This is a genomic window from Constantimarinum furrinae (genome assembly GCF_014295415.1).
Classification (GTDB): domain Bacteria; phylum Bacteroidota; class Bacteroidia; order Flavobacteriales; family Flavobacteriaceae; genus Constantimarinum; species Constantimarinum furrinae.
The window spans coordinates 1,105,711-1,125,198 of record NZ_CP052909.1; the positions used below are offsets into that span (position 1 = coordinate 1,105,711).

At 42.6% G+C, this 19,488-nt stretch carries 15 protein-coding genes; 5 read left to right on the plus strand and 10 right to left on the minus strand.

Annotated elements, in window-relative coordinates:
* Positions 1-8 precede the first annotated feature (8 nt).
* From pbpC to ALE3EI_RS05130, 4 genes are all read right to left on the minus strand, one after another.
* Positions 9-2,375, minus strand: a complete 2,367-nt coding sequence (gene pbpC, locus ALE3EI_RS05115) for a penicillin-binding protein 1C (RefSeq protein WP_186991561.1) — start codon at positions 2,373-2,375, stop codon at positions 9-11.
* A gap of 1 nt (position 2,376) precedes the next feature.
* Entirely contained in the window at positions 2,377-7,947 is a 5,571-nt protein-coding gene (locus ALE3EI_RS05120) for an alpha-2-macroglobulin family protein (RefSeq protein WP_186991564.1), read from the minus strand.
* A 200-nt stretch (positions 7,948-8,147) separates the two neighbouring features.
* A complete protein-coding gene (locus tag ALE3EI_RS05125; protein WP_186991567.1) occupies positions 8,148-8,453 on the minus strand; it encodes an antibiotic biosynthesis monooxygenase family protein in 306 nt (101 codons plus the stop codon).
* A 3-nt stretch (positions 8,454-8,456) separates the two neighbouring features.
* A complete protein-coding gene (locus ALE3EI_RS05130) occupies positions 8,457-9,515 on the minus strand; it encodes an isoaspartyl peptidase/L-asparaginase family protein (RefSeq protein WP_186992308.1) in 1,059 nt (352 codons plus the stop codon).
* A gap of 206 nt (positions 9,516-9,721) precedes the next feature.
* Between ALE3EI_RS05130 and ALE3EI_RS05135 the strand changes: the two genes are divergently transcribed.
* The 4 genes from ALE3EI_RS05135 to ALE3EI_RS05150 all read left to right on the plus strand — a co-directional run bounded on the left by ALE3EI_RS05135 (position 9,722) and on the right by ALE3EI_RS05150 (position 12,965).
* The gene (locus ALE3EI_RS05135; protein WP_186991570.1) at positions 9,722-10,225 is read left to right on the plus strand and encodes a CAP domain-containing protein; all 504 of its coding nucleotides are present in this window, start codon (positions 9,722-9,724) and stop codon (positions 10,223-10,225) included.
* A gap of 64 nt (positions 10,226-10,289) precedes the next feature.
* A complete protein-coding gene (locus ALE3EI_RS05140) occupies positions 10,290-10,826 on the plus strand; it encodes a 3-hydroxyanthranilate 3,4-dioxygenase (RefSeq protein WP_186991573.1) in 537 nt (178 codons plus the stop codon).
* Positions 10,827-10,952: 126 nt separating this feature from the next.
* A complete protein-coding gene (amaB, locus tag ALE3EI_RS05145; protein WP_186991575.1) occupies positions 10,953-12,506 on the plus strand; it encodes an L-piperidine-6-carboxylate dehydrogenase in 1,554 nt (517 codons plus the stop codon).
* Between the two features lie 90 nt (positions 12,507-12,596).
* Positions 12,597-12,965, plus strand: a complete 369-nt coding sequence (locus ALE3EI_RS05150; protein ID WP_186991579.1) for a hypothetical protein — start codon at positions 12,597-12,599, stop codon at positions 12,963-12,965.
* On the opposite strand, the gene ALE3EI_RS05155 is transcribed toward ALE3EI_RS05150, so the two are convergent.
* From ALE3EI_RS05155 to ALE3EI_RS05180, 6 genes are all read right to left on the minus strand, one after another.
* Complete coding sequence (locus ALE3EI_RS05155; RefSeq protein WP_186991582.1) at positions 12,962-13,687, minus strand: metallophosphoesterase family protein; 726 nt, start codon at positions 13,685-13,687, stop codon at positions 12,962-12,964. The genes ALE3EI_RS05150 and ALE3EI_RS05155 overlap by 4 nt on opposite strands.
* A complete protein-coding gene (locus tag ALE3EI_RS05160; RefSeq protein ID WP_186991585.1) occupies positions 13,684-14,787 on the minus strand; it encodes a TFIIB-type zinc ribbon-containing protein in 1,104 nt (367 codons plus the stop codon). Before ALE3EI_RS05160 ends, ALE3EI_RS05155 begins: the two co-directional genes overlap by 4 nt.
* 65 nt (positions 14,788-14,852) lie before the next feature.
* On the minus strand, positions 14,853-15,983 hold the full coding sequence (locus tag ALE3EI_RS05165; protein ID WP_186991588.1) for an SPFH domain-containing protein: 1,131 nt from the start codon (positions 15,981-15,983) through the stop codon (positions 14,853-14,855).
* 59 nt (positions 15,984-16,042) lie between these two features.
* The gene (locus tag ALE3EI_RS05170; RefSeq protein ID WP_186991590.1) at positions 16,043-17,179 is read right to left on the minus strand and encodes an ATP-binding protein; all 1,137 of its coding nucleotides are present in this window, start codon (positions 17,177-17,179) and stop codon (positions 16,043-16,045) included.
* Between the two features lie 44 nt (positions 17,180-17,223).
* The gene (locus ALE3EI_RS05175; RefSeq protein ID WP_186991592.1) at positions 17,224-17,613 is read right to left on the minus strand and encodes a four helix bundle protein; all 390 of its coding nucleotides are present in this window, start codon (positions 17,611-17,613) and stop codon (positions 17,224-17,226) included.
* 38 nt (positions 17,614-17,651) lie between these two features.
* The gene (locus ALE3EI_RS05180) at positions 17,652-18,407 is read right to left on the minus strand and encodes an SDR family NAD(P)-dependent oxidoreductase (RefSeq protein WP_186991594.1); all 756 of its coding nucleotides are present in this window, start codon (positions 18,405-18,407) and stop codon (positions 17,652-17,654) included.
* A gap of 148 nt (positions 18,408-18,555) precedes the next feature.
* On the opposite strand from ALE3EI_RS05180, the gene ALE3EI_RS05185 reads away from it, so the two are divergent.
* A complete protein-coding gene (locus ALE3EI_RS05185; protein ID WP_233280006.1) occupies positions 18,556-19,353 on the plus strand; it encodes a DUF4382 domain-containing protein in 798 nt (265 codons plus the stop codon).
* Positions 19,354-19,488 lie beyond the last annotated feature (135 nt).

A 19,488-nucleotide genomic window follows, 5' to 3' on the forward strand; every position in this document is an offset into this window, starting at 1 on the left:
TGCAGCAATTAAAGGGAAGCTCTGGAAATTTCCACACGTCTGCTTACTTCATTTCCTTCGCTGTCTACTGCCTTTAGCAGATAGTTTCCGGGTTTTGGTGCCAAGGATAACTCGTGAAATGTTTGAGTACTACCAATAAATTCTGAATCCAGATACCAGAATACAGCGGTCTCCGGACTGCGATGAGCGATCTTGAATACCACGTCATTCACGCTTTCATCAAAGTTTTTGGGAAGGAGTATCGTTTCGTTTTTCTTCGGAAAGATAAATTCCATTTTAAGCTCTCCGTCTCTTAAACAGTCTGAAGCAAATGGAGGCAACGGATTGTATTCGGGGTGTAAAGGAGCATAATAGTATTCCATTACAGGGGGAAGTGAAAACCAACTTCTCTGTTTCATCGTTGCTAATTCGTAACAGGAAGAATTGACCTGCATACTTTCAGATTGGTTTAGAAAGATCTGTTGGTGATAGGAGCAGGCTTCGGTTTTAATACCGTTTTTCGGAATCCAATCGGTTGCTACTTCCTCACAAAAAACACCGGCCAGGTGGCCACTTTTAACACAGACCTCTGTCTCGGTGAGTTCATCAAAAGGTACAGCAAACCACTCAGCAACAGGTAGCACATCCAGCACGTCAAATAAGACCGGAGCTGCTGCCTGAATTCCGGTAAGTCCCGGTCTGCCTTCCCCGTCGGCATTTCCTGCCCAGACTCCAATGGCGTACTTCGAGGTCACCCCAACGGCCCAGGCATCTTTAAAACCAAAACTGGTACCCGTCTTCCAGGCTATAGGTTGTGCATTGCTGAAAAAACTCCAGTTCTCTTCACCGTCCGGCCGGTTCACATGCTGTAATGCATTTAGAGTATGGTAAATGGCCCCGGCATTAAAAACCGGTGGCGTGGCCTGTCTTTTGCCATAATCCGTTTCGACTTCCCTGATATAAGTAGCCTTTGCAAATTCATTTGGACGGTATTCACTAGAGCTACGGTTGTGCTCATTTAACGTGGATGCCATCGCTGCATAAGCGTTAGTTACTTCCCAAAGTGAGCTTTCGGCGCCTCCTAGGATTAGGGAGAGCCCGTAATAATCGGCAGGATGTGTGAGACTTTTTATGCCAACATCTTGTAATGAGTTGTAAAACCGTTGGAGTCCGTGACTTTGCAACATTCGTACTGCCGGAACATTGAGTGAGCGTGATAGCGCCACCGAAGCCGGCACCGCACCATTGTATTTCTTATCGAAGTTTTCGGGGTTATATCCGTTAACCACAGTGGGAACATCGGCGACCAGAGTATTGGGTAGCAGTTCGCCACTATTCAGCATAGCCGTGAACAGCAAAGGTTTTAAAATACTTCCGGTGCTTCGGGGTTTATCGATGATGTCCACGTAATTATTGTGCTCTTCGCTGGTAGGAGCGTTTCCCACATAGGCGAGAACTTCTCGAGTATCAACATCGAGGACGAGGATGGCCAGATTTTGGATTTCATTCTGTTTCAGAATAAAGTGATGTTCACTTGCGATTCGGTTTAGCTTTCGCTGAAGATCTACGTCCAGTGTTGTCTGTATACGTTGTCCACGATGGGATCTTCGAATCTGTTCGGTAAGATGTGGAGCAATTTCAGGTAGCGAAACTGGTTTTCCGGGGAGTTTTTCCGCGATCGCCAACTCGTACGTAGTTTGGTCAATAATCTCGTTCTGAAATAATTTCAGCAATAAACGATCCCTTTTTTCTTTCAGAATAACTTCATTCCTGCCTGGAAAAATTAAAGCCGGAGCATTGGGAAGGACAGCAAGGGAAGCTGCCTGTCCCCAACTTAGTTCTTCCGAAGGAATCCCGAAATAGCGCCAGGATGCCGTTTCGAGTCCTACAACATTTCCGCCAAAGGGAGCATGCGAAGCGTACAATGCCAGGATCTCTTTTTTAGAATAACCAGCTTCAAGTCGGGTCGCCTGAAAAAGTTCTATCGCTTTTTCGGCATAACTCCGTTTTTTGTTTTTTCTGGACAATCGGATAAGCTGCTGAGTGAGCGTGCTGCCACCTCTGCGGGTATCGGTAGTAAGATTTTGCCACAGTGCTTTGCTCATGGATACCGGATTGAACCCCGGGTGTTCGTAAAAATACTCGTCCTCAAAATAAAGAATGGCTTGCTCAAAACGATACGGAACGGAGTCCATTTGTGGGAAGCGCCACTGCCCGTCATCTGCAATTCGTGCACCCAACATCACGCCTTCCCGACTCTCCGTTACTGTAGCCGTTGGATCATCAAAAAGAGGTTTTGGTAGGCAAAATAGCCAGACAAGAAAAAGTATGATGAGTACTCCAAGTATCACCTTAGGGGTTATAAACTTCAAGCTCTTTCCGATAAACTTTTTCATCTTATTTCACGATCTCGATCCACATTCCTTTATTTCGTGCGTAATAATTGCTATCGTACATCGCTTCCACCTGTACTCCCGGTAAATAATAAGTTCCCAAATAGGAGGCATTCAGTTTTACGGTAAAGGTCTTGGATTTACCAGCCGGCAAACTGAAATAGAAGTTTACCCTGTCATCCCGAATATCGGTATATCGTGCATTTCCGGATGCGCCCCCTCCCAATTCTGTAAAACTGGTGTTGACCACTTCCCAACCACTTGGAAAAATCTGAGAAAGTGCAATATTATCTACCAGATCGTTGGAAGTATTTGTGATGATGACCTGAGCGTTGATCTCTGTTCCTTGCCTTAATTTGGAAACATCCATCTTTTTACCCTTGCCATCCTTAAACTGTGCGTTGAGCTTAAGATTTCGGGAAGCAGTTAGTTCTTCACCCAGAGGCAATTTACCTTGCTGGATAAGAGTAACGTAAACCACATTGCTCTTCTTGTTGTTTACCACAACGGAATTGGTTCCCATAGTGATATCCAAATCCCGTTGCGCAATAGTACGATCGGTTTTAAGATCAACGGTTTTACCATTTTGCACAAGGGCAACTTCCAGTGATTTCCCCCCGTTCTTTTCGATCATCTTTGCCATGGCTAACAAGGCATAGGACGTTTCCTGTGTGCTGTACCAGTTTTGAGACGACAACTCTTTAGCAACACTTACGGCAAGATCCCGTTGTTTTTGATTTCCAAGAATAACCATGGTTTCCAGAGCCATGGTTTTATTTCTGAATGGCGATCCGTAGGTATACTCGTTTGCTTTTTGGGGCTCAAAAACAAGGGTAGCTGTTTGCGCTATTTGTTCGGCTACATTCTTTTTTCCTGCAAGGGCATAGGCTGCAGCTAATCGCCACTTGGCGTCATTACTTAGGTGCTTGGACTCCCGTAATCTGTTCATGGCGGCCAGTTCGGGCTGCCCAGCCAAGGCGAGGGTATAAAGACGGTATGCCTGAATCATGCTCGAGTTATAAGACGTTTGGGAGTGACGCCACTGTCGTGCTTCATTTTGTTGGTGCCGCAACCAATTGCTCATAAAGGTAATGGGCATAGCGAAGCCTTTCTGTTTTGCCTCCAACATAAAATGCCCAACATAATTGGTCGCCCAGGCATCTGGTTCACGCTCACCGGGCCAATAGCTGATCCCGCCCGATGGAATTTGAAACTGACTCAATTTGCTTATAGCTGCTTCTACGTTCTTTTCGGTCTTTTTCTTTTGAGCGAACGGAATATCGAGTACATCGGCCAGAAAAAGTTGTGGAAAGGCGGCTGAGGTGGTCTGCTCTACACAGCCGTGTGGATAACGAATTAGATATTCAAGTCGTTTGCCAAAGTCCATGGGAGGAAGTGTTGAAATTTCAAGTACGGCCTTGTTGGTTCCTGCAACTCCGTAGGTTGAAAAATCGATCGTATTTTCTCCGTTTTCCCGGAGCACGTACTGCGTTGTTTTTTGAGAAACAGGATTCGGATTTTCTATATCGATCTCGACTTTATAGCTCGCCTTTTCACCACTTCCCGACGCCAGAACTTCTACGGTTTGTATGGACGGAGTTGACAGTACCTCAAACTCGAAGTTTACGATCTGCTCTCCCGGTTCAGAAAAAGTAATGGATTTGGAGGTACCATCTAGGGGTTTGAGTCCATCACCAACCTTAACCTGAATGGACGCATTTTTTACCTTTTTTTCCATGGCAAAAACCGTTACAGGGAGGGTCACTTTTTCTCCCGGAGACAATTTCCGCGGAAGCGAAGCCAGAACCATTAACGGTTTTCTAACCGGAGTGGTCTTGTCTGACTTTCCATAAGCACTTTCGCTATTTTCTCCTGCAACCACCATGGTACGTACAGATCCGATATAATTTGGCATGGTGATATTATGTGAAGCCGTTTGTCCCTTTTTGAGTGTAAACGGACCAAGGTATTTTACAACCGGCTTAAAACGATCTGCTTTTCGGTTTTTGGCTCCGGCCGCCACATCGCCGCCTCCTATGGCATAAATATTATGTACACTGCCCGAATAGGCTCCAATAATGAAATCGTAAATATCGAAGGTTTTTACTCCCAGTGCTTCGCGGGTGTAAAATGCATCGTGAATTTCGGGAGTTTTAAAACGAGTAAGATCGAGCAACCCTTCATCGACCATAGCAATGGTATAAGTCATTTCTTTTCCGTTTTCTTCGGAAACACTGACCTTAAAATTCTGCTCGGGTTGAAGCACATCGGGCATCTGAAGCACCGGATTTATAATGGTCTTAGGGTTTTCAACCAGTATTGGGATCACGCCGTATAGTCTTATAGGTAGATCGTTCTTTGTCTGTTCATGAGGTTGCAACAGTGAAATATTGACATACACATTGGGAGCCATTTCCTTTAACAAGGGAATACTTACCCTGGTTTCACCTTTTTTAGTTTTTACCCATTTTGTTGAAAGTACTTCTGTTCCGTTTTCGACACTAATTAAAGCACGTCCTTCACTTCCTGAAGGGAACGAAATTACCGCCTCTTCTCCTACATTATATTTTTCTTTATCTGCTGAAAAAACAAGCATTTTGGCACTTTCAGAATCTCCGTCTACCGGAGCCTTCCACCAATTGCGATAAAAATAGGTAATGCGCCCTGTCGCATGTCCCGAAGCTTTATCGGTGACTCTTATAAGATATCTCCCACCATCGTCTTCGGGAATATTAAGGGTAAAGCTTCCTTTGCCTTTTGTATCAGTAATGATCTTTAAATCCTTGTAAGGACGGTGTACAACCGAATTTTCATAGCGCGACAGATTGTCTCCGCTTCGGTTCCACCACCATCGCCATTCGATACGAAAAACCTTCACTTCCAATTCACGGTTTCCGATGGGATTTCCCTGAGCGTTTACCGATACGACATCAAATTGGGTGTTTTCGTCAGTAAAATAGGAACCGTATCGATGAGGTTTCGGCGATCTAAGTCCGACAAAATGACTAAAGGGCGCTAAATTCTTAGAGAACACATCGATAGAAAAATCACCGCCACCTTCAAACACTTTAGTGAGGAATGTCGCTTTCAACATGCCAGGGGCTTTATTGCTTAGCTCGAATTTTTCAGAAAAATGGGTAACCCCTTCCGAAGAAAGCTGAGTGTTTAAGAGCGGAATCTCTACTTCAGAAAAACTGCGGATAGGATCATTAAAAACATAAGACTTATATGAATCGAAAGCTGTTCCCGTACTTTGAAGGGTGGCGTTCATTTCGATCTTCAGATTCCTTGCCGGAGCTCCGTGAAGCCAAAGTGCGGTGGCGGTTCCTTTAACGGCCTTACTGGCATCGAGGATCTCGTCCTCAAAATCGAGTTTAATTTTAAGTCGGTTTGGTTTAATGGTAGCAACCTTCAGGGTTTTCGAAAAGGACACTCCACCCACATAGACGGTTGCATTCCAGTTTCCGGTGGGTGCCGCTGCCTGTGTACTTATGGGAAAATAGTAAAATCCATTCACCCCCGAATTGGCAACATCTCGTTGAACTAACTTACCGCGTGCGTCTGTTACTTCCAGTTTTACAGGATGACCCTTAGGGAGCTTGTTCAATTCGTCATTCAATACAAAGGTAAGATGAATGCTGTCCCCGGGGCGATGTACGCCTCTTTCAGTATAGATAAAGCCTTTGAGTCCACGTTGCAATTCTTTCCCCGAAACATCAAATTTACTAAGAGAAAGGGCATTTCCGTCGTCCAGTTTCGCATAAGCGTAATGTTTACCTTTTTTAGCCACCGCAAAAGCGATATTTCGATCACTGTCGTAGAGGGTTAATCCATCGCTTCCGGTAGTTACCGTTTCAATTAATTGCTGTTGATAGTTGTATAATCCAATGGAAACACCCGATTCGGGATCGGTGGTGAGTAAATTATTGGCCGCAAAGTGATACGAGCGATTATTCCCCTTCTTTACGATCAATCCCAGATCCGATCCTAATACGTTAGTACTCGCAATACGATCTTCATGATAATAGGCATCGTGACACGGATTTTCCCTTTGTTGCCAGTTATAGGTATAATTACGCCAACGGTAGATCTCATTATCCCAATATTGCTCTTCGCGCTCGTCTTCGTTGCCAGAGCCTGTGCTGCTATAGTATTCATCTTCGTAGTAATCATCTTCATAATAATCTTCTTCGACATTGGGATCACTTGTAGCGGCTTCGCAATCGTATATACTGTATTCCTTTTTAAAGCTTATCTCCACGCGGTATAGTGCTCCAGGCGAGGCGTTGAAATATTCAGATAGATTTATGGCATAAGCTTTCCACAAGCCGTTTTCTCCAATGTTGTTTTCGTTAAGCTGAATGGTCTTTTTGGCAATTCGTCTTCCAACTCTGCGCACATCATAAGCATTGCTGTAGTTAAGGTTAGAAGTTTGCAGGAATTGAAGTATATTGTTCTCATAGATCTTGATGATACGAACATCGACGGCCGAAAGATTAACGGCTTCGAAGTATAGTGGAGTAGATGCGGCATTGGGCAGGATCACTCCGGCGGAGACCATTCGAACCTCAGGTTTAAGCTGTTCGAAAGCAACCAATTCTGAAAATTCCTTCTTCAATGAAAAGCCTTCGGTGTTCTTTATTCCATTAAATACGGTAACTCTCGCATCACCCACCACGCGACTTGACGGATAGACATGTAAAACATTTCCATCCACTTCATAACGTAGATCTGTATTGTTCTCTATGACTACCAGCCCGGCAAAATCCTGATTATCCTCAAGGGGGTCTGAAAAGTTTATGGCTAGGGAAGCTTGCGGTGACAGGCTGCTGCTAAGATCGACTATGGTAAAGTTATTCTGTCCGGGGATCTTAAATGCTGTACTTCCTTTGGTTTTGGACTCAATAGGTTTTCCATCCCACAGGATCTTAATTTCCGAATCTTCAATAGTTCGCTGTATACTGTCTATGGTAAAATTGAAATATTTTGCAAGCCCAGCATCGGATGACCAGTTTAGTTTTAATTTTTGATTGCCCTGTGAGACAGAGATCAGTTTTTTAGCATTTTCGAGGGTGATCACATCTGAAGCCTCCAGAGTTCCGTTTACATATTGCCATTTTTTTGAATAGGATTGCAGGTTGGCTAGATCGACCTTAAAGTTAGGGGTGATGGTTTTAAAACTGAAGGTATATTCTTTAAACTCCTTGTCGATATCTTCATACAGCTCGTTCAGTTTTACAGTTACGCTGTACTCTGTGTTTGGTTTAAGATGGTCTTCCGGCTTAAAAATAAGGGATCGGCCGTTTTCTAGAAAAAGGGTTCCTTTAGTTCGCGGGGAGATCTTAATGTATTCGGAAGGGATCTCCTGGTTGAATTCGTACTGCTCTAATGGTTGAGAAAGTTCGATACGAATGGGTTCTGCTATTGACTGATTTCCGTAAGTGTTATATGAAATATAGTCTTTGAATTTGAAAAGGTTGTCGGTTTCTGAATGGTTCTTGGAATCGTTTTTGTCGCCGCAAGCGGTTATAATTAGTAGCACGACAAGGATGGATAGGCGCTGCAGGATTTTCATAAAAGATGGTTTAAGACATGAATAAAAGTACTCTAAATTGTGGTGTAATACAATGGCAGAGCCAAGGCCTTAACCTCAAATGAGGGGATTAGACTGGTACTTTTTATTCTTAAAAAAGAGGGGTAATGTAGGTGTAACGATTAACCGGGCAGAATTTGTATAAGGTAATTTAACATTTGGCAAGAGTTTAACAGAAATGACTAAGAGGCAGTAAATTCATAGTCGCGTTCCACCAGGCAAATTCGGGTACGATACCAGCTATACCATAGCGATCTTCCCTTTTGTTGGGCTTCAAGATGATCAAGGTTCTGTTTCCATTGTTTAATGGCAGCTGTCGTTTTCCAATAACTCACAGTAATTCCCAAATGGTCCCTGGCACTTTCCATGCCCAGAAAGCCCGGTTGCTGTTTAGCCAGATGTTCCATTTTTTCTGCCATGGCAGTATAGCCCTCGGTGTTATTGGTTTGGAGATTGGTAAAGATAACGGCGTAATAGGGTGGTTTCATATCTTATTCTTTATAAATACCAATTTTAAGATCACCTTTAGCATTCATATGAGCGCGATACATTCCTGCTGTGTTGAATTCCATGGTTACGTTTCCATTTTTATCTATAGCTACGACGCCACCATCTCCGCCGAGTTGCGGTACTTTTTTCTGAATGACCTCTTTAGCAGCTTCGGCTAGGGATAATCCTTTATATTCCATCAAGGCTGAAATATCATGAGCGACCATAGCGCGAATAAAATATTCACCCCAACCTGTTGAAGAAACTGCGCAGGTCGCGTTATTGGCATAGGTGCCGGCTCCAATTATAGGGGCATCTCCAATTCGATTCCATCGCTTGTTGGTCATTCCTCCGGTTGAGGTTCCTGCCGCAAGATTACCGTTCTTATCTAAAGCCGCACAACCCACGGTTCCGAATTTTGAGTCTTTAATAAATGGGTCTGCAAATGAAACTTTCGTTTCTTTTTCCTGCTCGGCCATTTTAATTCTTTGAAGTGAATTAAATCGATTTTGTGTGTAGAAGTAGGAGGGATCGACAAGCACAAATCCTTGTTCCTTAGCAAAGAGCTCTGCTCCTTTACCACTTAGCATCACATGAGGGGAATCGTTCATCACGGACAGAGCCAGATCTATGGGATTCTTAATTTGAGTTACCCCGGCGACTGCCCCGGCATTTAGAGTAGCCCCATCCATCACAGAGGCGTCGAGCTCGTTGGTTTCCTCATGGGTAAAAACGGCACCTTTTCCAGCGTTGAACAGTGGTGAGTCTTCCATGACATTAATGGTTTTGGTCACCGCTTCCATGGCCGTTCCTCCATTTTTCAGGATCTCATGTCCCACACGGATGGCTTCCTCCAGTTTGCTTTTATAGGCTAGTTCCAGGGAGTCGCTCATATTTTCTTTTAAAATGGTTCCGGCGCCTCCGTGAATGACTATTCCGAAGTTATCAGCTCTTTCTGTTCTAATTTCGGAAGAATTTGTGGCTTCGATCGCTTTTTTTTCTTCGTTTTTGCACCCAATTGATATTAAAATGAGGCAAATAAATGTTAAAATTCTAATCATCATTATTTTTTTTAAAGCTCGCACTAATATAACTAGAAATCCGCTATTTACAACCAATTGCGACGGATGATTCCTACAGAATATTCTACAGGATCATCACAAAACATCGATAAAGTGACAAAAAAATACGATAAAATGTAATTTGTAGTAATCTTTTTCCTATATTTGAACCAGCATCATGCCCCAAATTTGATGCCCCCCGCAATATGAACCTACTTAAAACCGGCCTTATGGCCATGGCGTTTATCTGCCTCGTTACCTCTTGTCAAAAAGATGAAGGTGTTACTTCAGAAGAATTGAATTACACCATTGACCTCAACCTTGCCAATGAAACCGATTGGGTGATGGCAAATGAAATTCTAGTCCTTGTAAATGACCACCGAGCGTCAATAGGATTACCCGCTATTAAAAAAGACCAACAGTACGCTTCTGCTTACGCTGTGGATCATACTCAATATATGATCGACACTCAGAAGATCAATCATGACAATTTTAATGTTCGCGCCAATGCTCTTAAAGAAAGAGGCGCCACGATTGTTGGTGAAAATGTAGCGTATGGGTATGCCACAGCCGAGGCCGTTGTAAATGCCTGGTTAAACAGTCCAGGTCATAAAAAAGTGATCGAAGGAGCTTACACACATTCAGGCTTTGGTGTAATGCAAAATGACAAAGGGACCTATTACTTTACCCAACTATTTTATAGAAAGTAAGCTGCGATCCTTTTCAGATTTAAGCTTTTGCCGTATTTTTACGTAATTACTTAAAAATACGGCTATGGCTATTCCAAAACCTTTTAATCTAACCCAATGGGTAGAAGACAATCGTGAATTGTTAAAACCTCCTGTAGGGAATAAGGATCTTTATAAGGATTCTGAAGACCACATTGTGATGGTCGTAGCAGGTCCAAATGCCCGTAAGGATTATCACTATAACGAAACCGAGGAACTGTTTTATCAGTTGGAAGGTAATATAACCGTAGTGATCCAGGAAGACGGGGAGCGAAAGGAAATGAAACTGGGCCCCGGAGACATGTATCTTCACCCGGGTAAAGTACCTCATTCCCCCAATCGCGAAGAAGGATCAATTGGTCTGGTCGTGGAGCTCAAACGTAAGGATCGTGCCGGAAAGGATGGCCTACTGTGGTATTGCGATAATTGTAACAACAAGCTGTACGAAGTTTATTTTCCTTTGGTCGATATTGAGACCGATTTCCTAAAACATTTTAAACACTTCTACAATTCCATAGACCTTAGAACCTGTGATAAATGCGGAACCGTTATGGAAACCGACGAGCGTTTTACGGCAGATTAGGATTGCTTCGGAAAGTCCTTCGGTTTCATTTCAAATTGTACTCCCTATTGCGTACCTTCGCAGCCGGTTGGGTTTTGCGCCTAATCCTTATCTTAAACTGAAGAAGCACTTAAAAAAAATATGAACATGTCAACAGTAGCAACTTCCTTCGGAATCGAAGAAGCCCTACAACAATTGGGAATTTCAGAAATAAATAAAGGAACCTCCACCGGAAGCGATTGGTTTTCGGAAGGTGATGCCATAGCGTCCTACTCACCGGTAGACGGTAAACTCATAGGAAAAGTAACAACCACATCACGTGAAGATTACGAAAAGGTAATGGAAAAGGCAACCACCGCCTTTAAAGATTGGCGCGTAATGCCTGCACCACTCCGTGGGGAAGTAGTGCGACAATTTGGAGATGAACTAAGACGTTTAAAAGAACCATTGGGGAAGCTGGTTTCCTACGAAATGGGGAAAAGTTATCAGGAAGGTCTGGGAGAAGTTCAGGAAATGATCGATATCTGTGACTTTGCCGTGGGTCTCTCGCGTCAGTTACACGGATTGACCATGCACAGTGAGCGCCCCGGACACCGTATGTACGAACAATATCATCCACTGGGAGTTGTTGGAATTATTTCGGCCTTTAATTTTCCGGTAGCGGTTTGGGCCTGGAATACTGCATTAGCCTGGATCTGCGGTGATGTATGTGTATGGAAGCCTTCAGAAAAAGCACCTTTATGCGGAGTCGCCTGCCAAAAGATCGCTGCAAAAGTGTTTGCAGATAACGACCTTCCCGAAGGAATCTCTTGTCTTATCAATGGTGATTATAAAGTAGGAGAGTTTATGACTACCGATAAAAGAGTGCCTCTTATCTCTGCGACCGGATCAACCCGAATGGGAAAGATCGTGGGCCGTACCGTAGGAGAGCGCCTAGGAAAATCTTTACTAGAATTAGGTGGAAATAATGCCATTATTGTTACCCCCGATGCCGACATAAAAATGACAGTTATTGGAGCCGTTTTTGGAGCTGTGGGCACCTGCGGACAACGATGTACATCCACCAGACGTCTTATCATTCATGAAAGCATATACGATAAAGTAAAGGACGCAGTTGTTGCGGCTTACGGCCAACTTCGAATTGGAAATCCGCTGGATGAAAACAACCATGTAGGACCGTTGATCGATAAAGATGCGGTAAAAATGTATGAGCATGCTTTGGAAAAAGTAGTTCAAGAAGGCGGGAATATTATCGTTGAAGGCGGCGTTCTAAGTGGTGAAGGCTATGAAAGTGGATGCTACGTAAAACCAGCCATCGCTGAAGCCAAGAATGATTTTGAGATCGTGCAACACGAGACTTTTGCACCGGTACTATATTTGCTGAAATACAGCGGTGATGTAGAAAATGCCCTTGACATACAGAATGGGGTAGCACAAGGATTATCTTCAGCGATCATGACCAATAATCTTCGAGAAGCCGAAAGGTTTCTTTCACATGCAGGTAGCGACTGTGGAATTGCCAACGTGAACATTGGTACCAGCGGTGCAGAAATTGGCGGGGCTTTTGGCGGCGAAAAGGAAACAGGTGGCGGACGTGAAAGCGGAAGTGACGCCTGGAAGATTTATATGAGAAGACAGACCAATACTATCAATTACACTACCGAATTGCCTTTGGCACAAGGAATAAAATTCGATCTGTAATTAAGAATATAATCAGTTTTTAAACCGCTTCCAGGGAGGCGGTTTTTTTATACTTTTTATTTCGTTTTGGCGTTTGATAAGGAAAAAATTATGAAAAGGATACTCTTACTTTTTGTTGTAACAACATTAATCTCTTGCAATTCCAAAGATGATGACGGAGGAATTGCCTGTACCGAAATACTCGTATATGGATTAACTATTACTGTTCAAAATTCACAAACGAATCAAGTCATTACCGAAGGAATTACCGTTACCGCTATAGACGGAACCTATTCTGAAGAATTAATGTTGATCCCCGGTCAGGAGTCCTTTAGCGGTGCCGCCGAGCGTGAAGGAACATACATCATTACAATTACGGGTGACAACTACGAAAATTTCACTTCAGAGGCGATAGTAGTGAATGCAGACGAATGTCATGTGATCCCTGAAGTGCGGAATTTTGAGATACATCCTATCTAATTTCGTCCTGTTTCTTCAGGATAAAGCGTGTAAACAGGATCGCTTTGCCAGATCATTTTAGTATCTATGTCCATAACCGACAAAGGCCCCTTAAAGGCAGCGCCTGTATCCACATTCCATACATTGTAGAAATTTACCGGAGTGTTAAAACCAATTCGGGTAGTAGGGGTATGGCCAATGTAGATCTCATGAAAAAGTTTTAATCGCTTCGGAAACCGATCGTCATCTTCATCCATGTTGTGATCCATGGTACAAACCATTTCCCATAGGGTTCGGTCCCAATAGACCATGGTTTCAAAATATTCAAATTGCGGACCTTTAAGATTTGTAAATCCGGCGTGCAGGAAAAGTCGGTTCTTCTCGTCGATATAATAGTTGATAAGGTTTTTATAAAAGACAATATGCTTTTCTATTTCCGCTTCGGAAAGCTTTGCGTAACTTTTTTTGCTGGATTCCCCGCCATGAGCCAGCCAAACCGGATTATTCTCCTTTTTATTCAGAAAATTATATACCAGTTCATCGTGATTTCCCCGTATAAAGATGCATTCTTGTTTTTCAGAAAATTTCAATAGAAAATCAACGGTTTCGGCATTATCACTCCAACCGTCCACATAATCACCAACAAAAATAAAGCGATCATTTTCAGAATAATTCATTCTTTCTAATACCTGCTCTAAAGCCCGCAAACCACCGTGTATATCGCCAACTACAAATGTGCTCATTGTTGCATTAATATAACGATTACAGTAAGCACCGCCAAAATTGCGAGCACAAAGAAAAATATCTTCCAGAAGGAATAAGGACGTTGTCCGGAAATTATTCCGGACTGTCCGTTAACAAAGAAATTATAGCGTTTTCCTTTATAGACGTAGGCACTCACATAAACCGGTAAAAGGATATGCTTAAAGGTCTCATTGCTTAACTTCATATTGATGCTCGAAACCCGTTGTGTATCGCCTCCAATATCGCGACATGCCCATCGTTCGGCGATCCTGCGTGCTTCTTTGTTCGATTCCAGATGCCCATCCTTTAAAGGGATCGTATATTTTTCGGTAACAAATCCGGCGAGATAACTGCTGTTAAATGGCTTTAAGAGCTGAAGGTTCCAATGGGCGATCTTTAACGGGATCTGTCCCGATTTTTGCTTTGAAGCTTTTATGAGTGTATCATCCACAAAACCGGATATATGGCCACTCGCAGGCGTCCAGCGGGTTCTTCGTTCCTGACGGGTACGTGTCACGGTTTTGCCGTTAACCGTAGTAGTATAGGGAACACTTACATAGTAATAATCCCCCCGTTGTCCGGTATACGAGGCGTCAAGTTGAGCATCGAAGGTCCAATATGGTGAATAGAGTCCCTTGGTATGTTTAGGATCTAATGCGGCTTTTTTGAGATTATTAGGAGCAAACCATAACCCATCGACCCATTTTTTAAAGATCTGATGTGCTTTTTCCTGATTTATCTGAAAAGGTAAAACAGCCCCTGGAAGAATCCACTCCTCACGGTATTGGTCTTCAATAATGAGGGGCATACTGCAGTACACACAATGCAGCGATTTGTAATTTTCCTCAACATGCTGCGTCGCTCCACAGTTCTTACATTGCAGCATGGTGATCATTTCGCTGTGCGACTGACTCCCAAGTTGATCGAGATAAGGTTTTAATTCCAGTTCCCTGAAACCTTCCTCGGGAGCTTCAATTTGCTGCTGATATCCGCAATATTCGCAGACCAATTCGGTAGTGCCCGGAGCATATAGTAATTCTGCCCCACAATTGACGCAGGATCGTTTAAGTTCCGATTTTTTTGGTGCGATATCTTCCATGAATAATCTAAAGCACTACTGCGGCCAAAAAATAAGCCCGTAGGATACCTTTAAAGCAGAAAAAATTATTGAGGCAGAGGTGGTGGAGTGCTTCCTCCCAAAAATGTTTTCAGTTCTTCCACTTCATGAATTGGTTTCCATTCGCTCATACCCTGCTTCCAGACCAAGGTATCTTTGTTCACCGTTCTTCCGGCAAATAATCCTTTCAGCTGTTCAAAAGATACAGGACCTGCCTGTTGTCCGTTGGCCGCATAATAATACTGAACAGCAACCGGCATTGGCGGAGGCATGGTGCCTCCCTGCTGCATAGGTGCTTGCTGACCCCCCATTTGTGGAGCCATCATCCCGCCCATTTGTTGTGCGAGTACAAATCCCATTCCCATGCCCATCCCGGCACCTGCCGTTCCGCCTTCGTTGGTGGCAGCAGCTTCAATGGCCTTGGCTGTTTTGAATTTGGTAAGTTTATCCAGATCAAGTTTGTCGATACGGCTATATTCGAAGATCTCTTTCTTAAGATCTTCGGGCATAGAGACATTTTCGATATAGAATTTTTCGAGTGAAATACCAACACTGGCAAATTCGGGCTGCATGACTTCCTTGCAGGTTTCAGACAATTCGGTGGTATTGGCAGCATAAAGTTCGATAGGCAAATTGGCCTCTCCCACAGTATCTGTAAACCGGGTGGCGATCAAGCTTTTGAGGTGTTCGTTGATCTCGAAATTTGTAAAATTATTATCCGTTCCAACGATGTCTACAATAAATTTACCGGGATCACTAATCTTAAATGCATAGGTTCCGAAAGCACGAATTTCGACCAACCCGAAACGTTCGTCATTAAGCGTAATGGGATTTTTGGTACCCCATTTTTCGTCGGTAAATAGATGCGTATTTACAAAATATACTTCGGCCTTAAACGGACTGTCAAAGCCGTATTTCCATCCTTTTAGGGTAGTAAGTATGGGAAGATTCTTAGTGTTTAATGTATATGTTCCGGGTGTAAATACATCGGCCAGTTGTCCTTCGTTGATAAAAACCGCGGTTTGGCCTTCGCGAACGATAAGTTTTGCATTGTTTTTTATTTCGTTCTGATAGCGTTCAAAACGATGGCAGATCGTATCGTCTGTATAGTCCAGCCACTCGATGATGTCTATAAATTCATGACTGAGTTTTTCTTTGATCTTATCGAATATTCCCATGAGATTTCAGGTTTTAAAAAGTTGAACTTTAAAGATATAAAAATACAAGGAAAGCTACTTTAATTATACTTTACCTTTCTAAGGATCCTTACCGACTCCTTAAATGATTGGTATACATTTTCCCCCATTTGTTTCAAATATGGTTTCGATTCCAGTAATTTTTTTTTGGCTTCGGAAAAATCATTGAGGTAACAAATAAGATAAGTAGCCGGTAGATGCTGCAAATCTTTTTTTTCTGAAGCCGACAAAGAAGTTTTATTCTTTAGTTTTTCAACTAAGGCATTATTGGAATTATAAATATGATGTAATGTTTTTTTATTGAAACGGGGTGGTTCAAAAATAAGCTGAGAATCAATATTGTAATACCCATTCTCCTTAAAAGTGATCGTCACTTCCTCCAGAGGGTAATATTTAAACTGATCATTAAGCCCCAGATGTACATATTCAATAATGGTAAAGACATCGTTGGTGTAGCTTATACTCACTTCGTCCAAAGCCGAATAAAAGAGCCGTACCTGCTCATTAATTAATTCAATATCCACTCTAGAATAATAGGTTTTGTCCTTAACCCTTTTCGTGATCCCCGCCCAACATACTACAAACAGTTCTTTGAAGACCTTATAATGTGAGTCCAGATCGTTGTGACGGTGGTTTATAAAATCGATCACCCCGTCCAGAGTCAATTCAATGTTGTTTTTTGCCTTGTTTTCTATGGCCTGAACAATTTCAGAATTTACATCTTCGATGACAATATCGAAATCCTTAGGCATCGAAATACTACCATCTCTTAAAAAGATAGAACCGCCCCAATACTTCCAGATGTTCTTTCGCAGTGATGTGATCTTCCCATTGGGTCGAATCGTGACCAATCCTACCACCTTTCCTTCTTCCAGGTGCGGAAACGCCACATTTTCGTACATAATGAGGGGCGCATGTGTTAGATAGGCATTTACCAGGTTCTGAAGTTTACTATCGTCAAAAAAATCGACCCCACGAATCTCGTTGGTTTCATCCTCTACCCCAATCACCATATACGAATTATTCTTAGGGTTGCTATTACTAAGCGCACAGATATGTTTCAGAAATTTGGCCTTTCCTTCCTTATTTCCCAGATCGATCTGCCGTTTCTTATCATAGAAACTACTCTCATCATTATGAGCCAGCAGGTTTTTAATAAGTAGGCGTTTGTTGATCATGGGTTTGAACAAGTGGTTTCAAGTTGCAGGTTGCAGGTTGCAAGTTAATCGAATTTTGATCCTTTGCGATCCGAATTTTTCAGATAGACCATAAAGGATTTAATTTTTTTGCTGTTTAAAATCACTTTGTCGTAAATTCTAACAAAGGTTGCTTCATCCACATGATTTCTGTCCATGCATCTGTAAAGCTGTGATCGTACTTCACCACAGGAAGCCTTGGCGATGCTCAAAAAGTGGATGAATTCTTTGTTTCCATCTCTTTCAAACCCTTCAGCTATATTATCCATCACCGAACCCGAAGAACCATTTAGCTGTTCTTTTAATTTAAAATCCTTTTTCAATGGAGTGGTGTTAACAACAGTCCAAACATCTTTGCAAACCTCCCGGGATATTTGCCAAATCTCTAAATCTTCAAAACAAGAAATCTTTGCCATATACTATTTTTAAACCTTCAACTTGTAACCTTCAACTTTTATCTTTTATGTACCACCACACTACTTGCCTGGTCCAGACACATTACGGTGAGATCTGCGATATTTACATGGGGCGGACGCGTTACGGCAAACCAAATAATTTCTGCTATATCTTCGGGGCGTAAAGGGGTAAACCCTTGATATACTTTTTTAGCACGTTGGCTATCTCCTTTAAATCGCACTTCACTGAATTCAGTTTCTACCAAGCCGGGGTTTATAGCCCCCACCTTAATTCCTTTTCCGTTTAAATCCAGCCGCATTCCTTGATTAATGGCATCTACGGCATGCTTGCTGGCACAGTATACATTTCCATTGGGATAAACTTCCTTTCCGGCCGTTGAACCGATGTTGATGATATGACCGCTGCTTCGCGCTAGCATTCCCGGGATCACCGCCTTGCTTACATACAAGAGGCCTTTTACATTGATGTCCAGCATGGCATCCCAGTCTTCGGTACTTCCGGATTGGATAGGGTCCAGACCATGAGCGTTACCCGCATTATTGATTAGGATGTCTATTTCTGAAAATGTTTTTGGGAGATCTTCTATGTTCTGAAAGACAGAAGCCTTATCCCGAACGTCAAAATTTAGTGTGGTCACTTGGGTCTTATCTGAAAGCTCCTGAGAAAGTGAATCGAGTCGGGATTGTCGCCTTCCGCAGAGAATAATTTGAATACCGTTATTGGCAAAAACCCTTGCCGTCGCCCTTCCAATTCCTGAAGTGGCTCCGGTAATTAGCGCTGTTCTTTTTGTCATCGTTAAACTTTTTCTAAAAATAGAATTTCTTTAACATTATCTAAAGTTAAACGAGCGTTAATTGAAGCGTTAATCTGTGTTAATAAGAAAATAATTGAAAGTGGAGTGGGTTATGTTTGCCGTACAAACCTATAAAACAAAAATAATTATGAAAATGAAAAGAATCGCAAGTATTGCCTTTGCAGTATTGTTAGTCCTGGGATTTGTTGCATGTAGCAATGATGATTCCTCCGGGAATGTAGATGAAGGAACCGCGCGAATGTCGGTTAAACTCGTCGATGCACCGGGAGATTATGACAACGTATTTATTGATGTCCAAGATGTCGTTATTAAGTACAATGGAAGTGAAGATGAGGTATCCATTGGTGAAGTTAATGGAGGGGTATACGATCTGCTTACGTTAACAGGTGGTTTAAGTGTCGTCCTTGTGGATGATGAAATCCCTGTCGGATCGATTAGTCAGATACGCCTTATTCTTGGAGATAATAATACGGTGGTTGTCGATGGAGAAACGTATCCATTAGCTACCCCAAGTGCTCAACAGTCCGGGTTAAAACTTCAGGTAAATGAAACATTAGAAGCCGGAATATTCTATGAATTTATCCTCGATTTCGATGTGGAAGAGTCCATAGTTGTACAAGGGAATGGTAGCTATTCCTTAAAACCTGTAATTCGTGCATCAACCACAGCCGAAACAGGGTCTATAAGCGGAGCCGTTTTACCATTAGGTTTCCAGACACTGGTTACAGCCGATAACGGAATTACCCAAATTTCTTCATATGTGAATGCTTCGGGAGATTTTGTTTTAAGTGGTGTTCCTGAAGGAACCTACACGGTAACCGTTGAAGCCGAACCACTTGCGGGATTGAATGCTGCTGTCGTACAGAATGTAAATGTCACAGTAGGAGAGGTGACTACCTTAGGTACGATCGATCTGGAATTATAGCAATCGGCTAAATAAGGTCAACCAAAACTTAAAAAAGGAAGCGAACATCGCTTCCTTTTTTTGTTCGTTAAAGCTTGTTAAATCAGCTGTTAATCAATGTTAAGTCCTAAGGTGTATCCCACCAAATCGGGTATA